Here is a 24,968-nt window from a genome sequence, read left to right on the forward strand (position 1 = left end):
AGGACCGGCGGCAGGACGAGCACTCAGCCCCTGAAGTGCTCCTGCCCGGCTAGACGAGTCATTCCGCAGTGTTCAGTGACCGTAGGCCTCAAAGAACGCGGACGGCCGACTCGGTCAGACCACGGTCGGTTACCTACCCAGCCAGCCCTTCTTGGGGGGATCGAGGGGAGCCGGTTCCCGCGCCATCACCAGCTCGGCGACGCAGATACGCATGTGCGAAGTGAGAGGGACGGGGTCGGTGGAGCGCTCGAGCCGCATCAAGCGGGACTGCTCCACGAGCCAGCTCGTCGGAGACGTACGGAACACGAGGCGGCCCTGTTTGTCGGGGTAGTTCCCCCGCAAATAGGTGCGGCTCATCTCCTCGGCCTGGGCGAGGGCTGCTTCTCTTCCGCCTTCGACGGGGATCTTTGCCACCAGTTCCCACTTGTCGTCGCTATGCGGCCCGTTGGCCTCCACCAGCACGTACCAGCTCATGACCCCGCCCCCAGTGTTCCGTATGCACGTACCCAACCTAGATGATCAATTCCAAGGGATGCCTGCGGAGGGTGTGGGGTGGGCGGCGGCCGAAGCCACCGCGAGACGGTCAGGCGGCGGGCTGCCGGCCCTGGTTGTCGAGGTGGCAGCGGGCGGTCAGGCGTCAGGGGCGACTTCGGGGTGCGTGAACCGTACGGGCTTGCCCAGCGACCGGGCGTAGGCGATTTCGGCTCGGGTGCTGTCTCCGATGTAGTCGCCGACTACGAGCACCTCATCAGCGAGCCGGATCTTCGCCCGGTGCAGATCGTCGAGTCGAACCTTCAGCGCCTCGGCCTCGACAGGATCGGACCAAAGTTCGTGCGGCGACTTCATGTCACAGCCCGGTTTGACGACAATCTTTCCGGCTTTGGTCTCCCGCAGATCGGCCTCGGTCATCTCGGTCATGAAGCGGGTGGAGCCGCAGATCACGACGATACGCGGGAGGCTCAACAGCTTCTTCGCGTCGGCGAGCTTCTCCTCGGGGGTGAGCAGTTGCGGGTATGACACTGGTTCCTCCTGGTGGTGTGGTCCAAGGGGTGCCTGCGGAGACGAGAACGAGGGTGTCCAAGATCGTTTTATGACAAACGACGTGGACACCCTCGCGACAGCACTCTATGCGACGACCGACGACATGCTGAAGGAGCATCCCGACCTGGCGTCGTGGCGCCGCCGGTCGGCATTACGCCCCGCCTGAGCGATGCCGAACTGGTCACCCTCGCCACGATGCAGGCCATACTCGGCTACACCTCCGAGGCCAAATGGCTCCGCCATGCCCGTGCCCACCTGCGCCACCTCTTCCCCTACCTGCCCCAGCAGCCCGGCTACAACAAGCGGCTGCGCAAGGCCGCCGGTCTGATGCGAAGCGTCAACCGGATCCTGGCCACCGACAACTACGCCACCCACAAGACCCCGGCCATCAAGAAGTGGTTGCTGTCCCATCCCCGGTTCCACCTGCACTTCACACCGACGGGCTCGTCCTGGCTGAATCTCGTCGAGCGGTGGTTCGCCGAACTCACCAACAAGCAGATACGACGAGGCGTTCACAAGTCGGTGCAGGCCCTGGAGAAGGACATCCGCAACTGGATCGCAGCCTGGAACACCGACCCGAAACCCTACATCTGGACCAAGACTGCCGACGAGATCCTCGAACGCCTCGCCTCATATCTGAACAGAATTCCTGACTCAGAAGACTAGGGACGGATCCCGTCGCAGGCGATGGGCAGATGCCGGGGCCCGCGCAGCACCGCGTTCTGCCGGTACGGGGGCGGGTCCTCCAGCAGACGGGGGTTCTCCAGCCTGCGGGCGAGTTCCGCCAGGGCGAACTGGGCCTCCAGCCGGGCGAGCGGTGCGCCGAAACAGCTGTGGATGCCGCTGCCCAGGCCGAGATGCTGGATGTCCCGGCGGTCCGGGTCGAAGCGGTCCGGATCCTCGAAGCGCTGGGGGTCGCGGTTGCCGGACGCCAGAACCAGCCAAAGAGAGGCACCCTTGGGGACGGTGACGCCCCGCACCTCGATGTCGGCGAGGGTGGTGCGCTGCGGCACCAGTTGCACCGGCGGCTCGAAGCGCAGCAACTCCTCGACGATGGGCACGGCAAGCTGTGGATCCACACGCAGCCGCTCAAGGACATCGGGGTTGCGCAGCAGGGTCAGCATTCCGTTGGTGACCAGGTTGACGGTGGTCTCGTGCCCCGCGATCAGCAACAGCGCCGCAGTACTGAGCAGTTCCATCGTGGTCATCGAGCCGTCTTCGCCCTTGGCCGTCGCCAGCTCGGACAGCATGTCGTTCCCGGGCTTCTTGCGGCGCTCCTCGATCAGGCCGGCCAGGTACATGCCCAGTTGCATCCGGGCGTCGTGCGACGTCTTGCCCCGCTCGGTGGGATCCGCGTCCGGGTCGGGGTCCAGGCTCGCGGCGATGGTGTCCGCCCAGGTGTGGAAGCGCGCCTCGTCCTCGTGCGGCACCCCCAGCAGCCGGCAGATCACTGTCACGGGGAAGGGGTACGAGAACTGGTCCACCAGGTCGATCCGGCCCGGGTCGGCGATGCCGTCGATGAGGCCGGAGACGATGCCATGGAGTTCTCCGCGCATCCCGTCGACCCGGTGGGGGGAGTGCGGCGGGCCGAAGGGCCGGTTCGTCATACGTCGCAGCCGGTCGTGTTCCGGAGGGTCGAGCCGCAGGAAGCTGGGCGGCAGTGCAGTCTCCTCCTCCTGGGAGGACTCGGCCAGCGGGTCGCGGGCGGTCGAGGCCAGATTGCGGGCGTCGGAACTGATCCGAGGATCGTGCAGGAGGCTGCGAATCTCGTAGTAGGTGCTGACAACGTACGGCCCGTCTTCTTCGTGGTGGACCGGCGTCTTCCGCAGCTCTTGGTAAATCGGGTACGGATTGGCGCGGTTGGCGTAGTCCAGGATCTGGTGCAGCGGGGATTGCGTCATGGCGAGTCCTCGTGGCCGTGCGGGTCAGTGCGCAGGGGTGAACGTCATCCGGCGGTCGGCCGGCGAGTATCCGCTGAGGGTCACGGTGGGGCCGTGAGTGGGGACCGACGGGTCGGGGAAGTCGGCGTCCATCGGCTGCTGTCCTTCCGTGCGCCGGTCGACCGTGGGGAACGGCAGCGGAAACGGCGCGGTGGTCTCGATCAACTCCTGGTAGAACGGCATCCACCGGCCATGGTCGAAGGCGACCGCGCCGATGACGCGCCCCTGGTAGCCGTAGACGCCGACGAACCGGCCCCCCTCGAGCGAACCCTGCGAGATGAGGATCTCCGTCCCCAGCGACGGCACCCCGACCGACTTGATGTTGACTCCGAACTGCGAGGACCAGAAGGCCGGCATCCACAAATGGGGGAGGCGGTCGGTACTTTCGCTCAGCATGTTGTGCGCCGCGATATCGGCCTGGGCGACGGCGTTGCCCCAGTGCTCCAGGGACAGGAACTGGTAGCCGAACAGGGCGTGCGGGGAGCGGGCGACGTCGCCCGCCACATAGATGTCGTCGGTCACGATTCCGCGGATGTCGAACGCGCGGCAGCCGGCGTCGCACGCGATCCCGCGGGGGCCCGCCCCGAGTCCGGATCCGGCGAGCCACCCGGTGTTGCGGGTGGCGCCGAGCGAGACGACCACCACGTCGGTCTCCACCGTGGAGCCGTCGGACAGATGCGCGGCGCGCACCCGTCCCGAGGCGTCGCCCTCCAGAGCGGTCACCATGACCCCGCACCGCAGGTCCACGCCGTGCTTGTGATGGAGCTCGGCGGCGACCGCGCCGACCACCCCGCCGAGTGCGCCGACCAGAGGGGCCGCGCCGCGCTCGGCGACGGTGACGGGGAGGCCGCGTTCGTGGCAGGCGGAGGCGATCTCCGAGCCGGTGAACCCGGCGCCGATGACCATGACCCGCTTGGGTGCCTCGTCTAGCCGCCGTGCGAGCGCGGCTGCGTCGTCGCGGGTGCGCAGCACGAAGACGCCGTCGAGTTCCGCCTCGGCCTCGCGCGGCCACGGTCGCGCCCGTACCCCGGTGGCGATCAGCAGCCGGTCGTACGGCACTTCGTCGCCGTCGGCCAGCCGCACCCGCTTGGCGGCCATGTCCAGGCCGGTGGCCGGGACACCGAGCCGCCAAGTCGCGTCGACGGACCGGCGCCTGGGCAGCGCGGTGCGGTCGGCGGTCGCCTTGCCCAGCAGCACCTGCTTGGACAGCGGGGGTCGGTCGTACGGCTCGTACGGCTCGTCGCCGATCATTGTCAGGGAACCGGCGAAGCCCTTGTCGCGCAGGGTTTCCGCAGCCCGCAGGCCCGCCAGCGAGGCGCCGACGACGACGATGCGGCCTTCGCGCTTGAGCCGTTCCAGCGATCCGTCACCGTTCACCGGACACCGCCTCGGCCGGGGTGTCCACCGCGTCGACCAGGATGGCCTGGACGGGGCAGGCTGCGGCGGCCTGGGCCAGCTTCTCGCGCTGTGCCTCGTCGGCCTCCGGGTTGTACAGCAGCGCCTCCTCGCCGTGCATGGCGAAGATTTCGGGGGCCAGGAACGCGCACTGCGCGTATCCCTGACAGTGGTTCAGATCGACGACAACCCTTACCAACGGATCGGTCCTCTCCAATGGCCCGGTCAACTCCCTTGGACCACCCTCGGTGGCCGGAGGGGCCACGGCGACGAGGGAGAGTCCGTTGGAGTGAGCGGTACGGCCGGCTCAGGTCGGTGTGGCGGGCCGTGAGCCGACGGGCCGCCGGCCCCACAGGATGTACAGGCTGAGGACCAGCGCCCAGGCCGGGAAGACGAGCTCGGACCAGGGCGCGGATGCTCCCAGCACGAGGAGCGCCAGGCCCGCCAGGTAGCCGAGGATGACGAGGGGGCGCGGGAAGACGCCGAGTCGTCGGCCGATGGCCGAGGTCGTGAAGATGAACACCGCCGCAATCCGCATCGCGTACGTGGTCAGCAGGGTGTAGGCCAAGTGGCGGCCGAAAGGGGAGGGCTGCTGACCCTCGTCGAGTACGGTGCTCGCCGCCGCGGCACTGCAGAACAGAGTGGCGACGAAGACCAGGCCGCTGCCGAGGAACACGGTGGCGATGAACCGGTCCTCTCCCTCGCCGCTCTGCTCGCGCAGGGCGCCCATGAACCACAGGAAGGCGATTCCGGCGAAGGGGAGCAGCGCCAGGGCCGTCCGCACGGCGCTCCGTTGCCCGGAGTCGACGGTGATGTCGTCCCCGTCGGCCCCGCCGGGCAGGGCGATGCGCATCAGGACGATCGCCGCGGCCATCAGGACCGCGAACACGACCCCGGCGATCCCGGCTGCCCGGGGTGTCCCGAGGCGCTCGCGCTTCTGCTCCATGGTCTCTCGCTTTCTCTCCGCACCTCCTTCGTACAGACATCAGCGATCCGGGGCGCGCGCCACCGGGGCCGCTCGGGAGGAAGAGCGCGGCGCGCCGTACAGCATGGCCCGAGGAAGCACGCCCGCACGCGCCTGCCGAACAGCGGTCGGCCACCAGGGCGCACGGCGACGTGGCCGCAGATGGTGGGGAGGCCGAGCCGGCTGACAGCGATGACGCGTGCCGTGTCACGTGTTCGGTCAGGTGACGCCAAGGGGTGACATCCCCGTATGCGGATTCCGTGCACGCCGAGATCTGCCGATTGAGTGAACTGATCCGAGAACCGTGTTGCGGCGGGCACCGCGCCTGAGCCACGGAAAGGGGACGGGGGAGAAGGGTGCGGAACGCCGGTGTCAGGTGGCGAAGACCTGGGAGTCGTCGGCGAATGCCTTGAACTCCAGGGCGTTGCCGGCCGGGTCGAGGAGGAACATCGTTCGCTGCTCGCCCTGCTGTCCCTCGCAGCGCACGTAGGGCTCGATGACGAACTCCGTGCCTGCCGCGCGCAGCCGCTCGGCGAGCTGCTGGAACTCCGGGATCGTCAGGATCAGCCCGAAGTGCGGCACCGGGACGTCGTGGCCGTCGACCGGGTTGTGCACGCGCTGTGCGCGCTCCGGCGCGAGGTGGGTCACGAACTGGTGGCCGTGCAGGTTCCAGTCCACCCAGGTCTCCGCGCTGCGGCCCTGCTCCAGCCCGAGCACCTCTCCGTAGAAGCGGCGTGCGGCGGCCAGGTCGTCGACCGGCATGGCCAGGTGGAACCGGGGGATCGGGGAGTCGAGAACGGTCACGGCACTGCCTTCCTGTGACGCGGGCCCGGATGGACCCTGCTACTCGCACCGCATCATGCCAACAGCAACAGCGCCCCCTGCTCGGAAGCCGGAACGAATTCGTCGAGCCGACGCTCATACGCCCGGGCGTGCGGGGGCCGTCTCCCGGACGAAGCAGCACGTCCTCGCCACGTATGACACATCAAGGAGCACCCGTGCCCAAGAACCGCACCCGCCTCGCCGCCGCCGGCCTCGCGCTCATCGGGGCCGCAACCCTGACCGGCGTCGCCACCGGGAACGCCCACGCCGGGGCCTCGGGGTTCTACGTGTCGCTGCAGCCGAACAGCAACATCCGTACCGGCCCCTTCCTCCGGGCCGAGGTGGTCGCCAACACCGGACCCACCGTGGACCGTTTCTACATGGACGGCGTCTGCTACCTGGAAGGCGACCGTGTCACGGCGGGGGGCTACACCACCGACATCTGGTACAGGGGCACGGTCTTCGACAGCGCTTCCCCCGCAACGTACCGGACCGCGTGGGTCTGGGGCGGCAACGTCAACGTCGGCAAGGACCCCGCCGACTCCGTCGCCTGGTGCTGACACCCGGTCGCGACGCATGACCTGGCCGCCCCCGTTTCCCCCACCCCCGACGGGGCCGGGGCGGCTGCCGTCACGATCCGGTCCGCCCCCCGGCCCATCGTGGTCTCCGACCTCGTCGGCATCAGCCCCGTCACCGCCAACCGCTGGGCACGGCTCGCAGGAGACGGCTGGTCCGACTACCTTGCCACCCACCAGACCTGACACACCGTCACCCCTTATGGGTTGGCCAACGCGGCTCTTCGCAGTTGAGGGTGTAGTCGGGGGTGTTGGCGGGTAGGCGTGGAGGCCTTCCAGGATGGAGGTTCCTGCACTGCCCATCCGAAAGACCTCGACATGCTCCACGCTGTCTTCGCCGCGCCCTGTCTGACCACGTTCTGCCGTCTCGATGAACTCGGTCTGGAAGCCGTCGGGCAACGCCTTGAGCCGGATCAGGCGGTGAATCGAGTGCCGGGTCGCCGAGCCGGGTTCACCGATTGGCGGCCAGCACTGCCGCGAGGCCCTCTTGCAGATCTTTGACGAAATACTCGGGAACCTCCAGCGACGGGAAATGTCCCCCGATTTCGGGCGACCTCCATCGGACGATCTGTCGGTACCGCTCCTGTGCCCAGGGGCGCGGACACTTCTCGATGTCGCGGGGATACATACTGATTGCCGACGGGACGTCGACCCGAAGTTCGGGGTCCAGTGAGTTGTGGCTTTCGTAGTAAATGCGGGCCGACGATGCGCCGGTCCGCGTCAGCCAATACAGGGTGACGTTGTCAAGAACGCTGTCTCTGGAAATCGTCTCGAACGGGCTGTCTTCGGTGTCCGTCCACTCAGCGAACTTGTCAAGGATCCAGGCAAGAAGCCCGACCGGTGAGTCGACGAGCGAGTAGCCGATGGTCTGCGGTCGGGTCGCCTGCTGCTTCGCGTACGCCGCGCGGTGGTGCCAGAAATCGCGGGTTTCCTCGGTCCACTTGCGCTCGGCCGCAGTCAGCCCGTCCGTTGTCAGCCCGGGCGGTCCCTCCGCGAACGTTGTGTGGATGCCGAGAACGTGCTCCGGGAACCTGCCGCCGAGGACCGTGGTGATATTGCCTCCCCAGTCACCGCCGTGGGCTGCGAACTTGCGGTAGCCGAGCCGTCCCATCAGTTCCACCCATGCGGCTGCGATCTTTTCGGTTCCCCAACCGGTGGTGGTCGGCTTGTCGCTGTAGCCGAAGCCGGGTAGCGACGGGACCACGACGTGGAACGCCGGCGCGTCTGCACCTTTCGGATCTGCCAGCTCGTCTACGACATCGATGAACCGAGCAATGCTGTCCGGCCAGCCGTGCGTCAGGAGCAGCGGAGTGGCATCTGCGCGCGCGGATCGGCGGTGCAGGAAGTGGATTCCCAGATCATCAATGGTCGTGCGGAACTGGCCGATACCGTCAAGGCGCTCTTCGAACGACCGCCAGTTGTACCCGGTGCGCCAGTAGTTCACGACATCGACGAGGTCGGCGAGCGGAACGCCCTGTTCCCATCGGCGAGGGTCGGGCGCGGCGCGATAGACCGTCTCGGCCTCCGGTAGCCGTGCCGCGGCCAGTCGCGCGCGCAGATCGTCGAGGTCGGCGTCGGGTGCGTGGGTTTCAAATGCTTGCACGTCGCTGGTGGGACGGGGCATGAGACCTCCTGGCCGTTGTGGAACCGGCTACGACCGTTTCAGAACCGGCTAAGACGGTTCTAGCAGTTCTTCGAGCCGCGCTGCAACCAGCTAAGGTGGTTCCATGCGTGCTGGCTTCCCTGACTTCCGCCTCGGTAACGTGCTGGCGACCAGCTTCACGGGGACTCTGTCGGAGCGTCATGGCGATGCTGTGGAGCGCATTCCCACGCCGCACCGACTCGTCGACTGGCTGGCAGTGAACGGCCTCGCCGTGGACTCCTGCACCACTGCCCAGCTCGACCTCGCTCGGGAACTGAGGGAGTCGATTCACGCCGCCGCGACAGCGGCCGCGATCCAGGACGCTCTCCCTGCGTCTGCTGTCCAAGTCATCAATGACTGCAGCGCTCAGGGTCGGGCCGCGGCGATCCTGACGCCCGAGGGCAAGCGGCGATGGCGGCTCAGCTCGCCTTCCTGCGTGGAAGATGCCCTCAGCGTGATCGCCGCCGACGCGATCAGCATCATCGCAGGCGAACGAGACGGAAAATTGGCCTTGTGTGCATCACCGACCTGCCAAGCCGCCTTCTTCGACACCAGCCAAAGTCGCACTCGCAAATGGTGTGACATGAACACGTGTGGGAATCGTCAGAAGAAGGCGCGCTTCAATGCCAACCAGCGCAAAAACCCCAGATCAGCGGAGTGATCGTTACCTCGGTACATCCAAGTGGGCTCCACGCCTGCGACACATCTGTCGCGTTGGGTGCACCCCAACGGCACCACCAAGAGTCATCCGTCGCCTTCGTTCAACGTCCTCAATCAGTACGTCTACGTTTACTGATCGGCGACGTTCATCGGCTCCCTGAAATGCGATGAGACGCCAACGCACCGAGACCGGCGGGCTCGGCAGGCGACATTCGGCGCTCTCAGCCGTGGCGCGACTCGAGGATCTGGTGGATTGCCGCCAGCGGGTAAGCAGTCTCACGGCTCTCGTGCTGCAGCCTCGCGTGGAAGTCCGTCACGAGTGCCGCAAGCGGTGCGTGACGGGCAAGGATCGCCGTGGCATCCGGCGGACCCGCAGGAGGCCGCGCCCCTTCGGCACACGCGTGTATCAGCGCCACCCGTTCCGCCCGCTCGTGCCCGTACAGGCCGGTGATCAGCCAGTTCACCAAGTAGCTGAGTGTGTACGCGCGATCGTACGTCCGGTGCCTGTCGAAGAAGTCGGCCTCGGCGGGGGACAAGTCGAAGCGGGACGACAGAGCCAGGCCGTAGTCGGCGAAATAGAGGCGCCGGCCGTCAGTCAGGATGTTCTCGAAGTGGGCATCGAAGTGCAGGAGACCGCGGTCGTTCATGAAGGAGGTGCCTGCCTCCAGTTCCCTCTCCACGAGGGCACAGGCGCGACCGGCCGCCTCGTCGCCGACTCGTACCTGCTCGGTGAGCCACTCATGCAGCGTCTGCGGGATGTACTCCAGGAACAGCACGAGGCTCGCCGGGGACTCCGCAAGGGCCTCGAGTCGACGACGTATCTCCGGCCCGCCTCCCCAAAAGGACACGACCCGGTCCACGTCGGCCAGCTCCTCCGGAAGAGCCCGTGCCGTGTCCGGCAGCACTCGCCAGTGATACATCAGCGGAAACCCCTGATACTGCCCTGCGAGCACCCAGTTGGTGGTCATGGTGTGGACGGCAGCCTCCCGCCACGCCCCGAAGCCTGGCCCACCGATGGCGTACTGACAGAAGACGGGCAGCCCGAACACGTTCGCCGTGGACCGGACATGGTCAGGCCGAAGCTCCACCTCAGTCAGGGGGACCCGTTTCACGAAGACCGGCGTACTTGCAATCTCCAGTAGCGCCGAACTGCCACCGATACCGGAACCGAGCGGTGCAGCGGTGTCCACAAGTTCGCGCAGTCCTCGATCACTGTGCAGGGCCAGGGACGTGGAAACGGTGCTGTACGCAGCCAGACGCGCATCGGACAGCATCCCAGCGCCGTCGACCATCGCCTGCATCCGAATCTCTACCTCGTTTCCCGTCGCTGACCACGGCGTCCAGAGGGCAACAGCCGTTGCCGAAGGGCGAGTCTTGGCCGCACTGTACGTGAAGGTCGTTTCGCCAAGTTCAGAGGGCGCAGAGCGTCAGTGGCGTCGGCTTCGATGCGCCCATGACTGTTCATGATGTTGCCCGTTCGCCTCCCGACCTCCCGACCTCCCGACCTCCCGACCTCCTGACCTCCTGACCTCCTGACCCTTCGGGATCCTTGCCGGTCGATGGCCATGGCCGAGGCGGTGCTGAACCCCGATGGCGAGCGGTAGTACTCGTTCAGCGCGACGTGGTCGGAGACGGAGGAGATCGCGTCCATGCGCAGTGGCTCCGGCGTCAAGCAGCGGCTCGACGGCGCGGTGGCGAGGGCGGTCGCCCGGCTCCCCGAGTCAGTGGCAGATGGTGTGTCGCTGTCGCCCCCGGGTGGAGCGCCGGGGCCGGGGGCCGGACGTCCTTCTGGTCGCCGGACTGAGCGACCCCGCGGAAGCCTGGCAGGCGCAGCTCGACGGGCTCTCGGACCGCTACCGGCTCACCGCGTACGACAACCGTGGATCGGGACGGACACCGCTGCCCGACGCCCCGCTGTCCCTGCCGATGCTGGCCGACGACGCCGCAGCGCTGCTGCGGGCGCTCGAGGTGGAGCACGCGCACGTGGCGGGCTTCTCCGGCGGCAGCATGATCGCGCAGGAGCTGGCGCTGCGCCACCCGGAACTCGTCCGCAGCCTGGTCCTCGTCAGCACGTGGGCCCGGCCGGAGGCGTACTTCCGGTCCATGGCCCGCTTCTGGCACTGGCTCGTCACCGACGCACCGGACGAGCGCGCCATGCTCGAGGCGTTCCTGCTCTGGATCTACACGCCCCGGGCGCACGAGAACGGCATGGTGGAGCGGGTCATCGACGAGACACTCGCCTTCCCGCCTCCGCAGTCCGCACAGGCCTTCCAGCGTCAGCTGGAAGCCTTCGTCACGCACGACACCCTCGACCGTCTGCCGGGGATCACCGCTCCGACCCTCGTCCTGGCCGGCGAGCTCGACATCGCCGTCCCTGCGCGCTTGGGCCGGATCGTCGCCGAGGCGATCCCGGGTGGCGTCTTCGAGGTGCTGCCGGGTGAGGCACACCAGCCCTTCCAGGAGTCCCCGGACCTCTTCGACGCAAGGGTCGACGCGTTCTGGCGACAGGTCGACGCCGAACGGGCCTGAGACGCCGACGGCTCCGGCACCGACCCGGAGCGCACCCCTCGTCGCTCCGGGCCCGTGCATCGCTTGCGCGAATGGTTGCTGATCCGTCGCGGCTCACTACTCAACGACCTGCCCATCGAGGCGTGGGCTCGTGATGTGCCTCCACCGTCGGCGAGCAAAAGCCTGGCTGCCCTCCACGACGACCTCCACCGCAGACTTCTCGGCGGCTTGACACGTTCAAGCGATCAAATCGGGAGTTTCAAGAACATTTTGACCCTAGAGTGGCGTTGTGAACGGTCACCAGCGAGTGCGGGACACCGAGGGCAGCGCGACCCGACTCCTCGCGCTGTCGGACGGCGTGTTCGCCATCGCGATGACGCTGCTGGCGCTGGACATCGCGCTGCCCGCCGGGCTTGGCCCCGCCGGTTTCGAGCAGGCGCTGGCGGATGTGGTGCCCAACGTGTGGGCGTACGCCCTCAGTTTTCTGGTCATCGCGGCGTTCTGGCGGGGCCACCACCAGATCTTCTGCTACGCGCGGGAAGTTGACGGGACGGTCCTCACCGTCGGGCTGCTCGGCCTGGGGCTGATCGCGCTGATGCCCTTCCCCACCACCCTGCTGGCCGAGTACGGGGACCTGCCGGAGTCGGTGGCCATCTACTCCGGCGCCGTCGCGGCCGTAGGGGCGGCGCAGCTCGCGCTGGCGGTCGTACTGTGGAAGCGCCCCTGGCTGGGCAGTGCCGCGCTGCCCGATCCCGTCGCGCGCAACGATGTGGCAGATCTGGCTTCGACGGTGCTGGTCTTCGCCGTCGCCGTGCCGCTCGCATTCGTCTCCCCGACCGGCGCGAAGCTGTGGTGGGCGGTGCTGATCCCGGTCAAGTTGGTGACGGGCAGGAGGGGCAAGCGCCTGCGTACGGCCCCTCAGCGGTCCGGGATCTCGGAGGGCCCCGAGGGACAGGCGTGAGGCTGGGCGCGGGCTGTGTCGGCCAGCCGTTCGGGGGAACGGAGGGTGTCGCGGCCTGGGGCCCGGACGTGCGGCTCGTAGGTTTCCCTGGCATGACGTACGCATCGAGCGATGGAGCATCCGGACCCACCCGCCGCACGGCGCTTGCCGGGCTCGTGGGCGGGGCCGGGGCCGTGCTGGCCGCGGGGTGCACCCCGACGGGCGCGTTGCCCGCGAGTGCCCCCACTCCCAGTCGCTCGGCGTCGGCCTCCACCCCGGCGGGCGGCCCCACGCCCGGGGTGATGACCCTCTTCAAGGACCCGGCCTTCAACTTCAACGGGCTTCTCGCGCTCGGTGCGGCCGGTTACGGCGCCGGTGAGGTGGGCGAGGTGCTCACCGCCGTGAACGCGATCAACAAGGCCGGCCTCTCCGCGCAGACGTACACCGCGACCTTCAAGAAACTCGGCGATCAGCTGATGGAGGCGCCCCAGGGCAGCAAGGCCGGGACGGAGACCACCCGCTTCCGTGCGCTGCGGGCCGCGCAGTACTACGGCCAGGCGCTGTTCTTCGTACTCGGCTCCGACGCCCCCGGCAGCGAGGAGCTGTTGTACAAGGCCGGGCGCGGCGCCTGGGACCAGTTCTGCGAGCTGTGCGACCCGGCACCGGTCACGGCGAACATCCCGTACGGGAAGACACCGCTGCCCGTGTGGTTCTTCCGGCCGGACGACTCCCGCGGGCGGCGTCCCACCGTGATCCTCACGAACGGCAGCGACGGTCAGAGTGTCGACATGTGGACCTATGGCGTCCAGGCCGCTCTGGAACGCGGCTGGAACGCACTCGTCTACGAGGGGCCCGGCCAGGGGCAGTTGCTCTTCGTGGACCAGGTGGTCTTCACGCCGCGCTGGGAGACCGTGGTCACGCCGCTCGTCGACTGGCTGGTCGCCCGTTCGGACGTGGACACGGGCAAGATCGCCCTGACCGGGCTGAGCATGGGCGGGAACCTGGCACCTCGGGCCGCGGCCTTCGAGAACAGGATCGCCGCTCTGGTGGCGATGCCCGGCGTGCTCGCGCCCTGGCTGGGCTTTCCTCCGGAGCTCCGGAAGATCCTCACCCCGGACAAGGAGGAGACCAACAGCATCTGGAACAAGGAGGTCGTCCCGGAGTTGCCTCCGCCAGCGGCCGCGACGCTGAGGAAGCGCATCGAGCCCTTCTCCGTGCCGGCGATGCTCGACGCCCGCGAGGGCAAGATGTTCACCGATTTCTACACCCCGGCCAAGCTCATCGAGTCGCTGGGCATCACGAACGTCGTGGGCCGCATCAAGATGCCCACGCTGGTCCTCGACTACGACTACGAGCAGTTCTATCCCGGCCAGCCGCGCCAGATGTTCGACAAGCTGACAGGTCCCAAGGACTACGTGAAGCTCACCACGGCCACCGGCGCGCAGTTGCACTGCTCCCCGATGGCTCCGCAGCAGCACTGCGAGGTCGTCTTCGACTGGCTGCAGGAGACGCTGGCAGTCAAGTGACGCCGGTCGGAACGTTGTTGATCACCACAGGCGGCGCGACCGCAGCAGCAGAGGCCCTGCGCGCCCTCCGTCCGCGTCTCCGCAGGAGTGTCAGCGGGGTGAGGGAGTACAGCGGCCCTTGCCTCCCTTGCGCGCCCTCCTGCCACACGGCGGGAGGCGCCATTCGTGCGGTCGGGGGTCAGGCGTCGGGCCGCATGGCGTGCTCCGTACGGCAGTTGACAGCTCGAACGCCGCACGTCAGAGTCCCGGCGTGAGCGAGACCAACGATCTGACGCCGGCCGAGGTTCGTGTATGGCGTGCCTTTCCGCGAGGCGAGTCCGTGGACTTCCGCGCCGCCGACGACGAGGATCCAGCGCTCGGCAACACGTGGGGCGCCGAGCGGACCGTACGGGCGACTGTGCTGCGGGCGCTGCTGCTCAAGGCTCCGCAGGAGGGTGAGATCTCCGCGCTCAAGATCATGGGTGCGCGGATCACCGGCGTGCTGGACCTGAAGTACGCCACGATCGACGCCGCCGTACGGCTGAGCCAATGCCACTTCGACGATGTTCCCGACCTGTACGCAGCCCAGCTGCGTCAGCTCAACCTGAGCAAGTCCGTTCTGCCGGGCTTGACCTCGGCGTCCCTGCGGGTCGAGGGGGTGCTGCGGATGACGGACTGCCGGATGCGCGGGCCGGTGCGGCTCGGTGGGGCGCAGATCTCCGGGGCATTGTTCATGGAACGCGCGGAGTTCACGGCGCCGGACGACACGGAGCCGGTGCTGCAGCTCAACCAGGCCGCGATCGGGGACGACTTGTGGGCGCCAGAGATGCGCGCCCGCGGACAGGTACGGCTGACTGGCGCCTCCGTCGCCGGGCGGATCAACGTTCAGGACGCCGAGTTCAACAAGCCCGATGGCACAGCGCTGGACGCGCAGAACCTCACCGTGGGAGGCCATGTACGGGCGCGGTGCGTACGAGCGCAGGGCCGGATCGAGCTTCGAGGCTCGCGTATATCGGGCCGTCTCGACCTGTTCCACGCCCACCTGTCGCATCCGGGCGACACGGCACTACGTGCGAGCAGTTGTGTCATCGGTGAACTCTGGCTACGCAGAGGCGATCGCATCGAGGGCGCCCTGAATCTGCGACGTTCTCAAATAGAGATCCTGACCCTTGAACCGGAGATGCTGCCGGACCAGGTGTATCTCAGCAATCTCACGTACACCGTACTCACCCCGCACGAGCCCGCCGAACGCCGCCTTCCGATGCTGGAGCGGGACGGCGACCGGTATGAGCCGTACGGCTATGAGCAGTTGACGGCGGCCTACCGGCACGTCGGTGACGACGACGCGGCCCGGCTCGTCCAACTCGCCAAGCAGCGCCGCCGACGCACCACGCTCACCTGGTACGGCCGGCTGTGGGGGTACGTCCAGGACGCCACTGTCGGCTACGGCTTCCGCCCGTTGCGCGCGGCCGTCTGGCTGCTGTCCCTCTTGACCATCGGGTCGATCGCGTACGCCCTGGACCACCCACGCCCCATCAAGGCGGACGAGGCCCCTGACTTCAACCCCGTCTTCTACACCCTCGACCTGCTGCTGCCGATCATCAACTTCGGCCAGGAACCGGCGTTCGCCCCTGACGGCCGGCACCAGTGGCTGTCGTACGCCTTGATCATCACCGGCTGGATCCTGGCGACGACGATCGTCACGGGCGTGACCCGTACGGTCAGCCGCCAATGACCCCACTGGAACCCGCGAAACCTCGCAGAGAATGGGGCGGCCACGGCGACAGTCAATTCATCTGCCGATGGGCCTGCTTCACCTCGCGGTCGACGGCCCAGGCGTCGGCGACCGGCCCGAGGTGGCCGAGCTTGTCGGGATTGATCACCCCGCGGATGGTCTGAATCTGCCCGTCGAGCACTTCGAGGGCCAGGATGTGGACCACCTTGCCGTCCCGGTCGCGGAAGACTGCGCCGGGCTGGCCGTTGATCTCGTGCGGCTCGAACGTCACGTCGATCCGGGCCAACCGGGGGAAGACAGAGGCAAGCAGCCGGGCCACATTCATGGCACCGATGACGGCCCTGGCCAGCTGCGGGGCCTTGCCCCCGCCGTCGCCGACCATCGATACGTCGGCGGCGAGCAGTTCCTGCAGACCGGCGACGTCACCTTCGCGGAGGGCATCGAAGAACCGCGACGCCAGTTCCTCCCGCTCATTGCGGACCGCTTCGAAGCGCGGCCGCCCGGCCTCCATGTGCCGTCGCGCCCGCACCAGCAGCTGCCTGCACGCAGCCTCCGACCGCCCCACCGCCGCGGCGACCTCGTCGAACCCGAAGGCGAACACCTCCCGCAGCACGAACACCGCCCGCTCCAGCGGGCTGAGCCGCTCCAGCAGCAGCAGCGCCGCCATCGACACCGAGTCGGCCAGCTCCACCGACCGCGCCGGATCCTGATACGGATCGCTCAGCAGCGGCTCGGGGAACCACGGGCCCACGTACGCCTCCCGCCGCACCCGCGCGGAGCGCAGCACATCGATCGAGATCCGCGTCACCGCGGCCGACAGGAAAGCCTTGGTCGACGTGGGCCGGGTCGCCGAGCCGTCAAAGCGCAGCCATGTCTCCTGCACCGCGTCCTCGGCCTCGCCCACACTCCCCAGAATCCGGTAGGCGATCGAAAACAGCAGCGGCCGCAGCTCCTCGAACTCCTCGACCTTGCTCACGCCGACTCCCTTCCCCTTGAAGCCCTCCCGCCGGCCGTACTCGCCGGCGCGAACATCTTCTGGTGATCATCCGGACCACCGGCAGGCCACAGTAATGACCTGAGACTGGGGCCCGGGGGCCCCAGTCGGCCCTCGAGCCCGGTTACTGATGCCGTTTCAGTGGAACTGCCCGGGCTCGTAGTTGCCGGCAGGCTGCTGGGTGATGACGTTCAGCCGGTTCGCCATGTTCATGAAGGAGACCAGGATCACCAGGGCGGCGACCTGCTCCTCGTCGTAGTGCTTGGCGGCATTCGCCCACACCTCGTCGCCGACCCCACCGGCCGCATCCGCGACCCGGGTCCCCTCCTCCGCAAGCTCCAGTGCGGCACGCTCGGCCTCGGTGAAGACCGTCGCCTCCCGCCACGCCGCCACCAGGTTCAGCCGCACCGAGGTCTCACCGGCAGCGGCGGCTTCCTTGGTGTGCATGTCGATGCAGACGGCGCAGCCGTTGATCTGGCTCACGCGAAGCGCCACCAGCTCCTGCGTCGCGGCCGGCAGCGGCGAGTCCTTGACCGCCTTACCCGCCGACATGAGGTACTTGAGGACCTTGCCGGCGGTCGGGTCGGTGAAGAAGTTCAGTCGCGCGTCCATGGTGTGCTCCTCTGTGGTCGTCACTGGCTACACCCCTGAGACGGGGTAGCCCGGCCCCCTGTGACATGGACGAATGTGACCTGCGTCTCCCCGTCGCCGGCGCATGTCAGCCGAAGAAGTACCCGCCGTCCACGATCAGCACGGCTGCGGTGCAGAAGCGGCGCCGCGGCGGCTGGAGCGCGAGCTTCGGTCCGAGGTGGTCGACGAGCCGCTCCGCCGTCGACTTCGCCCCCTGGCGGGGCCAGTTGCCGCAGATGTGGGAGCGCGTGAGGAGCAGAGCGTCAGTCGGCTTTCGGTTGGACCGGTCACGGTTGCGGGTCGTCGCTGGAGCTCGGGTCGGGTCACGAGGTTCAAGCTGAACAAGCGGGCCGGATACGGCCGAGCCGAACTCGACTCCTCCGCATCCTTTTCAGGACGTGAGCAGCGATGACCAACACCCATGCATCCCCGGGATCGATTTCCGTCGCCTCACCAGGTAGTTCATGCGACGATCTCGTCGTGACCACCCCGGACGATTCCATCCGCTGGCGACTTCTGACTGCGTCATTGACCACGCTCGCGGCCGAGTCCGTCACCCAGCAGGCGTGGATCGAGGAGTATCGCGTCGAGACGGACGACCTGGCGCTGGACTTCGAGCACGCACTCCGGACTGCCGCCCCACTGGCCGAGGACGGGCGGCTCGATGCCGACGTCATGGCACGCCTGAGGGCAATCGACTCCCTCTTCACGGACATGAGCGGGCAGCAGCAAGCCCACCGCTGGACCCCGGAGGCCCTCGAGTCGGATGCCGGCTGGAACGAAGCCAGGCTGCTGGCACGCCGGCTCTTGATCGAGCTGACAGGCAGTTGGGATCGCCCCCTGCCGGACATCACCGTGATTCGCTAGACAACGCAACGGCCACTGCCGCGAGCCCCAGGATCACCGACCGCCGGTGCCAGTCGTCAGTGCATCGGTAGGCCCTGCCGACGCGCGGGCCGTCCGTCGACCGTCCACGGGGCGCAAGCGGCGGAAGCCCTGCGCGTCATGCCGAGGGCGGCGTCTCCTGCAGCTTGTTGCCTTCGATAAACCACCGGAGCACATCGCGCGGGCCGTAGCCGATGGGCCACTTCTCGTCCCCGCTCGGGAGGGCTCGCAGCATCATGTCGCGCATGGCCTGCGTCGCTGCGGCTTTCGCTTCTGCCACCCGGCGTCGGCCCTCGTCGCTTTCGTCGGCATCGGCCAGGACAGCTACGAGTTCCCGTTCCCAGGCGTGGACTCTGCCCCATACGACCATCTCGCCCTGAGCCGACCCCGCGTTCTGCATGCCGACCAGCTGCCGGCCTTGCTGCTCTGTCAAGGGACTGTTGGCCGACACCCATCCGACGGCTATCTGCGCGGCTTCCAGAGCGAGTTGCGCATCGGTGGCCCGGTCGGGCATGCGCACGGCCGATTCATCGCCGCTGCGTGTTTCGTTCATCCGGTGATCGTATCGACGTCGCGCGGTTACCCGGACTCACCCTCTCAGGCTCACACGTGAACGTGGGGACTTGCTCGGGAACCTAGGTGCGCACCGCGCTCAGCTGCACCGCCGTCGACGCCATGCGTGTCGGGGGCTCCCACGTCCAGGTGCGGACTGAGGTGAAGTCGGCGGCGTGGACCGTGGCCGCAAGGGTGGGGACGTCGGTGGGGAGCCACTTCTCGTGGGTGGAGAGGAGGATGCGCCCGCCGGGGCGCAGCACGCGGTGGAGTTCGGCGAGGGCGGCGGGGACGTCGGGCCAGAGCTGGAGGGTGTTGACGGAGATCACGAGGTCGACCGAGGCGTCCGGTTCGCCGGTGCAGGCGGCGGTGCCGGGGGAGAGGCGGAGGCGGCCGCGTGTGATCAGGGGTGCGCAGCGGCGGCGGGCCATGGCGAGCATGACGTCGGAGGGGTCGATGCCGATGACGTGGGCGGAGTGTTCTGCGGCGGCTGCGAGGCCGACGCCGGGGCCGATGACGAGGACGACGTCCTGTTCGGCGGGTGCGGCGAGGGCGACGGCATGGCGTTCCGTGTCGGCGTTGCCGTGGGCCATGAGTCGGCCGCCGAGGCGGCCGAGCAGGCCGCTGGGCAGGCCGAATCCGTTGGCCAGGATCCGCCGCGTGATGCTTCGCACCTTCCCATCGAAGCGCGCGGCCTCTGCCGACGCGGCCGGCTCGCCCGTAGGGCGCGGCTGTGTTGAGGCGCGGGGCGGACGCCCCTCGTAGCTCCAGGTCAGTGCTGGTGCGTTGCTCGTGGGGCAGGCGTCGCCGTTTTCACGAAGCGTTCGGTAACAGCGATCCCGTACGGGAGGTGGGGTCACATGTGAGTAGCTCTCCTGCGGAATTGTCATGGGCGCCTGGCCGGCCCTGGCGCTCCGCGAAGGACCACACCGTGGGTTGTCCGTGGCTCTTGTGGCGTGCCGTCAGCTGGTGTCTGGAGTGCGGTCGCCGGGATGGCCCAACCTGCCCGCTTTTTGCGGCTTTGGAAATGCTCCGTGCCTCTTGCTGTGCTTAACGTCGTTGCGGTTCCAGCGGTGACTTGTGCCGGTCTGGTTCCTGCGCTGCCCGGGCAGGCCGGTACAGCGTGCTGTCTGCTGGAGGAGGCCTTCATGACGGGTATTGCCGTGGGCGCGAGCCGGCGGGATGAGCGTGGTCCGGGGGAGGAGGGCGCGCCGGGGCGCCGAGGAAGGTCGTCGTGGCGGGCGCGGACACGGCCGCTGGTGGCCGGGGCTGTCGTGGTCCTGGCCGGTCTGGCCCTGCCCGTCACGGCGGTCGCGCCTGCCGCTGCCGATCCCGGCAGCCGGCCCGGCACGTGCGACGCCGCCTATGTCACCAACTTCAGCGACGACACGGTGTCGGTGATCGACACGGATGACAACATGGTCGTCGCGACCGTCCCCGTCGGCGAGGCTCCCAACGGTGTGGCGGCGAGCCCATCCTGCACCTTCGTCTACGTCGTCAACGTGGGCGATGAGACGGTGTCGGTGATCGACACGGATGACAACATGGTCGTCGCCACCGTTCCCGTCGGCACCTTCCCCAACGGTGTGGCGGTGACCCCGGACGGTGAGCGCGTCTATGTGACCAACACCAGCGACGACACGGTGTCGGTGATCGAGACGGATGGCAATACGGTCGTTGCCACCGTCCCTGTGGGCGACGGCCCCATTGGGGTGGCGGTGACCCCGGACGGTGACCGCGTCTATGTCACCAACTTCAGCGACGACACGGTGTCGGTGATCGAGACGGATGACAACACGGTCGTCGCGACCGTCCCCGTCGGCGACAGCCCCCACGGTGTGGCGGTGACCCCGGACGGTGACCGCGTCTATGTCACCAACGCCGAGGAGGACACGGTGTCGGTGATCGACACGGATGACAACACAGTCGTCGCGACCCTCCTCGTCGGTGACCGCCCCATTGGGGTGGCGGTGACCCCGGACGGTGAGCGCGTCTACGTCACCAACCTCAACGACGACACGGTGTCGGTGATCGAGACGGACGACAACACCATCGACGCCACCATCCCCGTCGGCGACGCCCCCACCGATGTGGCGGTGACCCCGGACGGTGAGCGCGTCTACGTGGTCAACGGCAACGGCAACACGGTGTCAGTGATCGACCCGGACGACAATACGGTCGTCGACACCGTCCCCGTCGGCCTCAGCCCCAGCGACGTGGCGGTAGGGACGGAATCGAACAAGGACGAGTGCCGCTGTCACCGCCCTGACCGCAAGGACAAGTGCCGCTGTCCAGCAGACCGCAAGGACGACGGTGACCGCGCCGGCGTCTCTCTCCCCTTGGCCTTCTTCCCGACGGCGTGACCCCGGAGGTTCCAGCCCGGCTTCGAGCACCGGGAGGCACGCACCCGCCCGGAGCCACACGGCCCAGAACGCGCCGGCCCCGGCTGCGTCGGGGCCGTTCGCGTCCTCCGCGCCGATGAGCAACGGACTCGGGCGCGCCCTCTCCTCGGACTAATCGGCGCCGAGCCAGGGCTTTCGATGCCCCGCCTGGCTGGAGAGAACACGCCCTAGCTGTGCAACTGACGGAGGCCTATGACAGCGGGTTCTTGGTTTCCTGCGATAGTTGCGCGGCAGCGTGAGTCGCTTGAAGGGAAGCACTTGGTGGCTCTGTGCACTCGGTGCAATGTAGGCAACATGTCGGCATTCCGACTGATCAAGGACTGCCGTCGCCTGTGGGTCTGCCGCGAATGTGATGCCGCATGGTTCGGTGACGCCCCGCCCAAAGGTCCTGCGGACGGCACGCTCTGCCAGTACGTCGAGCCCTAAGGAGGCCCGGGTACTCCCACCGACTGGGAGCAGATACAGGCCATCGGCGAGTGACCACGAGCGACGCCGCCGAGCCCGGAGGCACTCTCGACTTTGCGTGGCCGTGTCCAGATCCGGATGGCTGCGAGGTGGAGCGCGCCTTCGTAGGCCATGGCCAGCTTGTCCGTCCGCATGGCGAGGCCGCGCCACTGCTTGAGACGGTTGATGCAGCGTTCAACAGCGTTGCGTTGCTTGTATGCCACCGCATCGAAAGTGGGCGGGCGGCCGCCTGTCCGACCTCGCCGGAGGCGGTGTTCTCTCTGGTGAGAGGGCTGCGGGATGACCGATCGGATGCCTCGACAACCGAAGGACCAGCGGGCCAACCGGAAACGGAGCGGCAGCAAGGGCGGCCGGCCCACCGGCTTCGGCAGCGAGATCTGCAAACGCCGCAACGAGGTCGAGCGGACGATCAACCGAATCGAGAACTCCCGGGCCGTCGCCACCCGTTACGACAAGAGGGCCCTCGTCTTCCACGGCACCGTGGCCACTGCCGCGATCCGCTTATGGCTCCTCACTCGGCAGGAACTCGCCCTTATCAGCGGTGAGCATGATGACGGCAGAACATCCCGCCACGAGGTACCTCGGTTCACCTCGGCGGGTCCTCGCCCGTAAGGCCGTCGACGGATTCGCGGATGAGGTCGGCGTGACCGGCGTGGCGGGCGTACTCCTCAATGAGGTCCAGGAGAATACGACGGAGGTTGGGGCGCTCGCCGCTACGGGTGGTGTAGGTACCGAGCTGGTCCAGCCCGCCCGCGCTGAGTGCTTTGTCAACGATGGCACGGGAGCGGGCGACTGATTCCTCCCAGAGAGCGAGCAGTTGCTCGGGGGTGTCCTCGGCAGCGGAGCGGTAGTCCCAGTCGGGGGTGCTGTCCCAGTCGACCGTGTCCCAGGGAGCGCCGACGGCAGAGCCGAGCCACAGCCGGGCAAAGTGGCTGTCCTCTACGTGCGCCAGGTGTTTGAGCAGGCCGCCCAGAGTGATGGTGGATGCGCAGACTGTGGCTTGAAGGCCAAAAGCATCCAGGCCAGAGCACTTCCAGGCCAGCGTAGCCCGCTGGCGTTCGAGGGCGCCGAGGATGGCTGCTGCCTCGGTGCCTGCAAGCGGAGGTTCCGGCCAGGCTTCGGCTGTGGTCTCAGTCATGGCCGCAGACCTTAGCGAACGGAGCTGATAGTGCGGCCCAGCGAGTGAACTGCAACGAACCGATCACTCGAAACCACAAGATCCGCCGGACAGGTAGGCGTGGCCGAGGGGACCCGCCGCGCGTACCCGAGTCACGCGGCGTCGTGCCGCTCCCGCGAAGAACGCTTCGCGGCGGCTGGAAGCGAAGACCGGTGGACCGTCTTGCCCGAGTCGGACGGCACGGGAGCACGCAGCACGCGGCCGGCACCGACACGGCACGACCTCTTCCGCCGGGGCCACGCGCTCCCGGGATGTGACTGATGCTCCGAGACCGGGACGCTAGATACGGGCGAACCTCTCGCTCTGGTCGGCGAACTCCTGGGCCATGCCGCTGCTGACCGTGGGCTGCGTCTTGCCGATGGTTTCGAGGTAGGTGTCGGTGGTGGGGTGGGCTCGGGTTCCGGTGTCGAAGGTGCGCTCGAACTGACCCTGCGAGACGGTTCGGGCGACGTGGGCGATATCGGCGGGCGTGAACCCCTCACTGGCGGATGCGAGTGCCGCGCTGTCGGCCTCCGCGCCCGATCGTGACAGGTAGCTCTCCCACAGGGCTGTCCTGGCGCTGTGGTCGGGAGGGCCGATGGGCAGTACGTAATCGAAGCGGCCGTGCCGCAGGAAAGCCGAATCCAGCGTGGTCACGTTGTTGGTGGCGCAGACGAGAAGCCGGCCGTCCTGGCTTCGGAACCGCACGATCGCCTTGAGCAGCTCGTTGACGATGCCGACCGCGGTCGCGTCCGCGCCGCTGCGTGCGCCGGCGACCTCCTCGACCTCGTCGATGAAGACCAGAACGTGGTCGAGCTGGGCGATCTCGTCGAAGCGTCGGTTCAGCCCGGCCGCCAGCCCGTACTCGGCGGCGAGGCGTGCGGGGAACAGTTCGAGAAAGGGCCACCCCAGGCGGCTGGCGATCGCGTGGGCGAAGGTGCTCTTGCCTGTTCCGGGCGGACCGAACAGCATCACCGCGCGCGGCGGTTCCACTCCGTGCTGGGCGGCCAATTCGGGATGGGCCAGCGGCAGGACCAGGCGGCGCTCGATGAGCTGTTTCTCCCGTTGCATGCCCGCGACTTTCTGCCACAGCCCCCCGGGTGGCAGCTCCGCTCCGAGGGAGGACAGCATGCTGATCGCCTGGGGGGTCACCGGCCCGCGCTTTTCGAAGAAGACCAGGCCCGATCGGGCGTCGAAGTCGCTGTTCCGCAGAGCATCGGCACCGGTCTCCGCCTCGGGCAGGACCGCGTGCACCGTGTGCACGCCCTCGGCGAAGAGCCGGTGCTCCAGGGCTGTGATCAGGGCACTGCCCAACCCCCTGTGCCGCCAGGTGGGCGCCATGCAGATGCGCAGGATCCACGCCCTGTCGCCCTCCACCCTGCTCACCGCGGCCCCGACCACCACCTCGTCCGCCACCGCCACCACGGCAGGATGAGCGGCTTGGAGAGCCGTCACCGCGTCGGAGAGCTGGAAGAGCGGAGGCTCTCCGGTGGTGCCGCTCTCCGAATCGACGCGAATCACCGCCTCGAGATCGTCCTGGGAGTAGTCCCTGATAAACCAACCCGTCATGATCAGCTCCGCGCGCTTGACCGTACCTCCATCATCAGCTGCCGTCGCTGGGGCGACGACCGGACCGCGGGCACCCGGCCGTGCACGTGGGGATCCGCTGGTGCTGGTTCACAGGCAGTCACGCGATCGGCGGTGGCGCCGCGCCACCCGATCAGGCGGAGCATCGCATCGTCGGTCGTGATCCCGCCCCCTGCGCGCTTGTCGACCGCGTCGGATGACAACGTGCAGCACGTGTCCCATCTCGTCGAACCTTGACCGAGGTCACCGAAGGCTGACTGGTTCATCGGAATCGACGCTTCGTGCTTGCGAGGTCGATGAGACGGGACAGCTCCCGTGGTGGCCGCCCCGCGAACTCAGGGGTGCGGACCATTTCGTCACCTCGGGAACCGCATTTCGCCGTTCGCCTGATTCCGGTAGGGCGGCTTCGATGTCCTACTCCGCGTACGCCATCGCGGTGCCAGGCCGGGCGCGGGGCTCTCGGTGCAGCGACAGCCCGGACCGCACTGGTCCGTATCTCCGTATCTCCGGGAACCCGATCATGGACTGCCTTACGCAGTGCAGGAGTTGCCTCGGGCCCGGGAGACCGAC

General features: G+C 68.0%; 23 protein-coding genes and 5 pseudogenes. 11 read left to right on the top strand and 17 right to left on the bottom strand.

The annotated features are described in order from the left end of the window. Window positions 1-129 precede the first annotated feature (129 nt). On the bottom strand, window positions 130-474 hold the full coding sequence (locus AC067Z_RS13485) for a hypothetical protein (RefSeq protein ID WP_478789634.1): 345 nt from the start codon (window positions 472-474) through the stop codon (window positions 130-132). 156 nt (window positions 475-630) lie between these two features. Next, entirely contained in the window at window positions 631-1,020 is a 390-nt protein-coding gene (locus tag AC067Z_RS13490) for a hypothetical protein (RefSeq protein WP_478789635.1), read from the bottom strand. 70 nt (window positions 1,021-1,090) lie between these two features. Between AC067Z_RS13490 and AC067Z_RS13495 the strand changes: the two are divergent. Next, window positions 1,091-1,401, top strand: a pseudogene (locus tag AC067Z_RS13495) (IS982 family transposase); the annotation flags it as partial. Then, window positions 1,390-1,707, top strand: a pseudogene (locus tag AC067Z_RS13500) (transposase); the annotation flags it as partial. The pseudogenes AC067Z_RS13495 and AC067Z_RS13500, both read left to right, overlap by 12 nt. On the opposite strand, the gene AC067Z_RS13505 reads toward AC067Z_RS13500, so the two are convergent. From AC067Z_RS13505 to AC067Z_RS13525, 5 genes are all read right to left on the bottom strand, one after another. After that, a complete protein-coding gene (locus AC067Z_RS13505) occupies window positions 1,704-2,942 on the bottom strand; it encodes a cytochrome P450 (RefSeq protein WP_478789636.1) in 1,239 nt (412 codons plus the stop codon). The pseudogene AC067Z_RS13500 and the gene AC067Z_RS13505 overlap by 4 nt on opposite strands. Before the next feature lie 24 nt (window positions 2,943-2,966). Then, window positions 2,967-4,358, bottom strand: coding sequence for an NAD(P)/FAD-dependent oxidoreductase (locus tag AC067Z_RS13510; protein WP_478789637.1), 1,392 nt, complete (start codon window positions 4,356-4,358; stop codon window positions 2,967-2,969). Next, window positions 4,348-4,593 carry a ferredoxin gene (locus AC067Z_RS13515; protein WP_478789638.1) on the bottom strand — a complete coding sequence of 82 codons (246 nt, stop codon included), beginning with the start codon at window positions 4,591-4,593 and terminating at the stop codon, window positions 4,348-4,350. Before AC067Z_RS13515 ends, AC067Z_RS13510 begins: the two co-directional genes overlap by 11 nt. A gap of 90 nt (window positions 4,594-4,683) precedes the next feature. Further along, window positions 4,684-5,322, bottom strand: a complete 639-nt coding sequence (locus AC067Z_RS13520) for a hypothetical protein (RefSeq protein ID WP_478789639.1) — start codon at window positions 5,320-5,322, stop codon at window positions 4,684-4,686. Window positions 5,323-5,712: 390 nt separating this feature from the next. Beyond that, window positions 5,713-6,144 (bottom strand): VOC family protein, encoded by a 432-nt coding sequence (locus tag AC067Z_RS13525; protein ID WP_478789640.1) that lies wholly within the window; start codon window positions 6,142-6,144, stop codon window positions 5,713-5,715. A 194-nt stretch (window positions 6,145-6,338) separates the two neighbouring features. On the opposite strand from AC067Z_RS13525, the gene AC067Z_RS13530 reads away from it, so the two are divergent. Beyond that, on the top strand, window positions 6,339-6,722 hold the full coding sequence (locus tag AC067Z_RS13530; RefSeq protein WP_478789641.1) for a hypothetical protein: 384 nt from the start codon (window positions 6,339-6,341) through the stop codon (window positions 6,720-6,722). Between the two features lie 466 nt (window positions 6,723-7,188). Here the strand turns inward: AC067Z_RS13530 and AC067Z_RS13535 are convergent, their stop codons facing one another. Further along, window positions 7,189-8,361: an epoxide hydrolase family protein gene (locus AC067Z_RS13535; RefSeq protein WP_478789642.1), complete on the bottom strand. Its 1,173-nt coding sequence runs from the start codon at window positions 8,359-8,361 to the stop codon at window positions 7,189-7,191. Window positions 8,362-8,464: 103 nt separating this feature from the next. Between AC067Z_RS13535 and AC067Z_RS13540 the strand changes: the two genes are divergently transcribed. Next, on the top strand, window positions 8,465-9,040 hold the full coding sequence (locus tag AC067Z_RS13540; RefSeq protein WP_478789643.1) for a CGNR zinc finger domain-containing protein: 576 nt from the start codon (window positions 8,465-8,467) through the stop codon (window positions 9,038-9,040). A gap of 220 nt (window positions 9,041-9,260) precedes the next feature. Here AC067Z_RS13540 and AC067Z_RS13545 read toward each other — a convergent pair whose 3' ends face one another. Further along, window positions 9,261-10,007 (bottom strand): protein kinase family protein, encoded by a 747-nt coding sequence (locus AC067Z_RS13545; protein ID WP_478789644.1) that lies wholly within the window; start codon window positions 10,005-10,007, stop codon window positions 9,261-9,263. A 787-nt stretch (window positions 10,008-10,794) separates the two neighbouring features. Between AC067Z_RS13545 and AC067Z_RS13550 the strand changes: the two genes are divergently transcribed. The 4 genes from AC067Z_RS13550 to AC067Z_RS13565 all read left to right on the top strand — a co-directional run bounded on the left by AC067Z_RS13550 (window position 10,795) and on the right by AC067Z_RS13565 (window position 15,727). Next, the gene (locus tag AC067Z_RS13550; protein ID WP_478789645.1) at window positions 10,795-11,568 is read left to right on the top strand and encodes an alpha/beta fold hydrolase; all 774 of its coding nucleotides are present in this window, start codon (window positions 10,795-10,797) and stop codon (window positions 11,566-11,568) included. 268 nt (window positions 11,569-11,836) lie between these two features. Continuing rightward, window positions 11,837-12,508 (top strand): TMEM175 family protein, encoded by a 672-nt coding sequence (locus tag AC067Z_RS13555; protein WP_478789646.1) that lies wholly within the window; start codon window positions 11,837-11,839, stop codon window positions 12,506-12,508. Window positions 12,509-12,789: 281 nt separating this feature from the next. After that, window positions 12,790-14,013 (top strand): alpha/beta hydrolase family protein, encoded by a 1,224-nt coding sequence (locus AC067Z_RS13560; protein ID WP_478789647.1) that lies wholly within the window; start codon window positions 12,790-12,792, stop codon window positions 14,011-14,013. Between the two features lie 250 nt (window positions 14,014-14,263). After that, window positions 14,264-15,727 carry a membrane-associated oxidoreductase gene (locus AC067Z_RS13565; protein ID WP_478789648.1) on the top strand — a complete coding sequence of 488 codons (1,464 nt, stop codon included), beginning with the start codon at window positions 14,264-14,266 and terminating at the stop codon, window positions 15,725-15,727. A 52-nt stretch (window positions 15,728-15,779) separates the two neighbouring features. On the opposite strand, the gene AC067Z_RS13570 is transcribed toward AC067Z_RS13565, so the two are convergent. The 3 genes and pseudogenes from AC067Z_RS13570 to AC067Z_RS13580 all read right to left on the bottom strand — a co-directional run. After that, the gene (locus tag AC067Z_RS13570; RefSeq protein WP_478789649.1) at window positions 15,780-16,703 is read right to left on the bottom strand and encodes an RNA polymerase sigma-70 factor; all 924 of its coding nucleotides are present in this window, start codon (window positions 16,701-16,703) and stop codon (window positions 15,780-15,782) included. Window positions 16,704-16,859: 156 nt separating this feature from the next. Then, on the bottom strand, window positions 16,860-17,333 hold the full coding sequence (locus AC067Z_RS13575) for a carboxymuconolactone decarboxylase family protein (RefSeq protein ID WP_478789650.1): 474 nt from the start codon (window positions 17,331-17,333) through the stop codon (window positions 16,860-16,862). 124 nt (window positions 17,334-17,457) lie between these two features. Continuing rightward, window positions 17,458-17,562 (bottom strand): annotated as a pseudogene (locus AC067Z_RS13580) (IS5/IS1182 family transposase); the annotation flags it as partial. A 269-nt stretch (window positions 17,563-17,831) separates the two neighbouring features. Between AC067Z_RS13580 and AC067Z_RS13585 the strand changes: the two are divergent. After that, window positions 17,832-18,218 (top strand): hypothetical protein, encoded by a 387-nt coding sequence (locus AC067Z_RS13585; protein ID WP_478789651.1) that lies wholly within the window; start codon window positions 17,832-17,834, stop codon window positions 18,216-18,218. Between the two features lie 136 nt (window positions 18,219-18,354). Here the strand turns inward: AC067Z_RS13585 and AC067Z_RS13590 are convergent, their stop codons facing one another. Beyond that, window positions 18,355-18,789 carry a hypothetical protein gene (locus AC067Z_RS13590; RefSeq protein ID WP_478789652.1) on the bottom strand — a complete coding sequence of 145 codons (435 nt, stop codon included), beginning with the start codon at window positions 18,787-18,789 and terminating at the stop codon, window positions 18,355-18,357. Window positions 18,790-18,871: 82 nt separating this feature from the next. Further along, a complete protein-coding gene (locus AC067Z_RS13595) occupies window positions 18,872-19,462 on the bottom strand; it encodes a class I SAM-dependent methyltransferase (RefSeq protein ID WP_478789653.1) in 591 nt (196 codons plus the stop codon). A gap of 318 nt (window positions 19,463-19,780) precedes the next feature. On the opposite strand from AC067Z_RS13595, the gene AC067Z_RS13600 reads away from it, so the two are divergent. Then, a complete protein-coding gene (locus AC067Z_RS13600; protein WP_478789654.1) occupies window positions 19,781-21,151 on the top strand; it encodes a beta-propeller fold lactonase family protein in 1,371 nt (456 codons plus the stop codon). A gap of 533 nt (window positions 21,152-21,684) precedes the next feature. Here AC067Z_RS13600 and AC067Z_RS13605 read toward each other — a convergent pair. Next, a pseudogene (locus AC067Z_RS13605) lies at window positions 21,685-21,954 on the bottom strand (IS5/IS1182 family transposase); the annotation flags it as partial. A 1-nt stretch (window position 21,955) separates the two neighbouring features. On the opposite strand from AC067Z_RS13605, the pseudogene AC067Z_RS13610 reads away from it, so the two are divergent. Next, window positions 21,956-22,165, top strand: a pseudogene (locus AC067Z_RS13610) (IS5/IS1182 family transposase); the annotation flags it as partial. A gap of 76 nt (window positions 22,166-22,241) precedes the next feature. Here the strand turns inward: AC067Z_RS13610 and AC067Z_RS13615 are convergent. Further along, window positions 22,242-22,793 (bottom strand): DinB family protein, encoded by a 552-nt coding sequence (locus AC067Z_RS13615; protein ID WP_478789655.1) that lies wholly within the window; start codon window positions 22,791-22,793, stop codon window positions 22,242-22,244. 318 nt (window positions 22,794-23,111) lie between these two features. Then, window positions 23,112-24,380: an ATP-binding protein gene (locus AC067Z_RS13620; RefSeq protein ID WP_478789656.1), complete on the bottom strand. Its 1,269-nt coding sequence runs from the start codon at window positions 24,378-24,380 to the stop codon at window positions 23,112-23,114. Between the last annotated feature and the right edge of the window lie 588 nt (window positions 24,381-24,968).

Source organism: Streptomyces sp. NPDC043812 (genome assembly GCF_056436245.1).

Excerpts from the sequence above, each read along its gene's own strand:
- AC067Z_RS13520 (WP_478789639.1), bottom strand. The coding sequence starts at position 5,322 with ATGGAGCAGAAGCGCGAGCGCCTCGGGACACCCCGGGCAGCCGGGATC.
- AC067Z_RS13590 (WP_478789652.1), bottom strand. The coding sequence starts at position 18,789 with ATGAACGAAACACGCAGCGGCGATGAATCGGCCGTGCGCATGCCCGAC.
- AC067Z_RS13615 (WP_478789655.1), bottom strand. The coding sequence starts at position 22,793 with ATGACTGAGACCACAGCCGAAGCCTGGCCGGAACCTCCGCTTGCAGGC.
- AC067Z_RS13535 (WP_478789642.1), bottom strand. The coding sequence starts at position 8,361 with ATGCCCCGTCCCACCAGCGACGTGCAAGCATTTGAAACCCACGCACCC.
- AC067Z_RS13560 (WP_478789647.1), top strand. The coding sequence starts at position 12,790 with ATGACCCTCTTCAAGGACCCGGCCTTCAACTTCAACGGGCTTCTCGCG.
- AC067Z_RS13540 (WP_478789643.1), top strand. The coding sequence starts at position 8,465 with ATGCGTGCTGGCTTCCCTGACTTCCGCCTCGGTAACGTGCTGGCGACC.
- AC067Z_RS13505 (WP_478789636.1), bottom strand. The coding sequence starts at position 2,942 with ATGACGCAATCCCCGCTGCACCAGATCCTGGACTACGCCAACCGCGCC.
- AC067Z_RS13545 (WP_478789644.1), bottom strand. The coding sequence starts at position 10,007 with ATGACCACCAACTGGGTGCTCGCAGGGCAGTATCAGGGGTTTCCGCTG.
- AC067Z_RS13600 (WP_478789654.1), top strand. The coding sequence starts at position 19,781 with ATGGCCCAACCTGCCCGCTTTTTGCGGCTTTGGAAATGCTCCGTGCCT.
- AC067Z_RS13575 (WP_478789650.1), bottom strand. The coding sequence starts at position 17,333 with ATGGACGCGCGACTGAACTTCTTCACCGACCCGACCGCCGGCAAGGTC.
- AC067Z_RS13620 (WP_478789656.1), bottom strand. The coding sequence starts at position 24,380 with ATGACGGGTTGGTTTATCAGGGACTACTCCCAGGACGATCTCGAGGCG.
- AC067Z_RS13485 (WP_478789634.1), bottom strand. The coding sequence starts at position 474 with ATGAGCTGGTACGTGCTGGTGGAGGCCAACGGGCCGCATAGCGACGAC.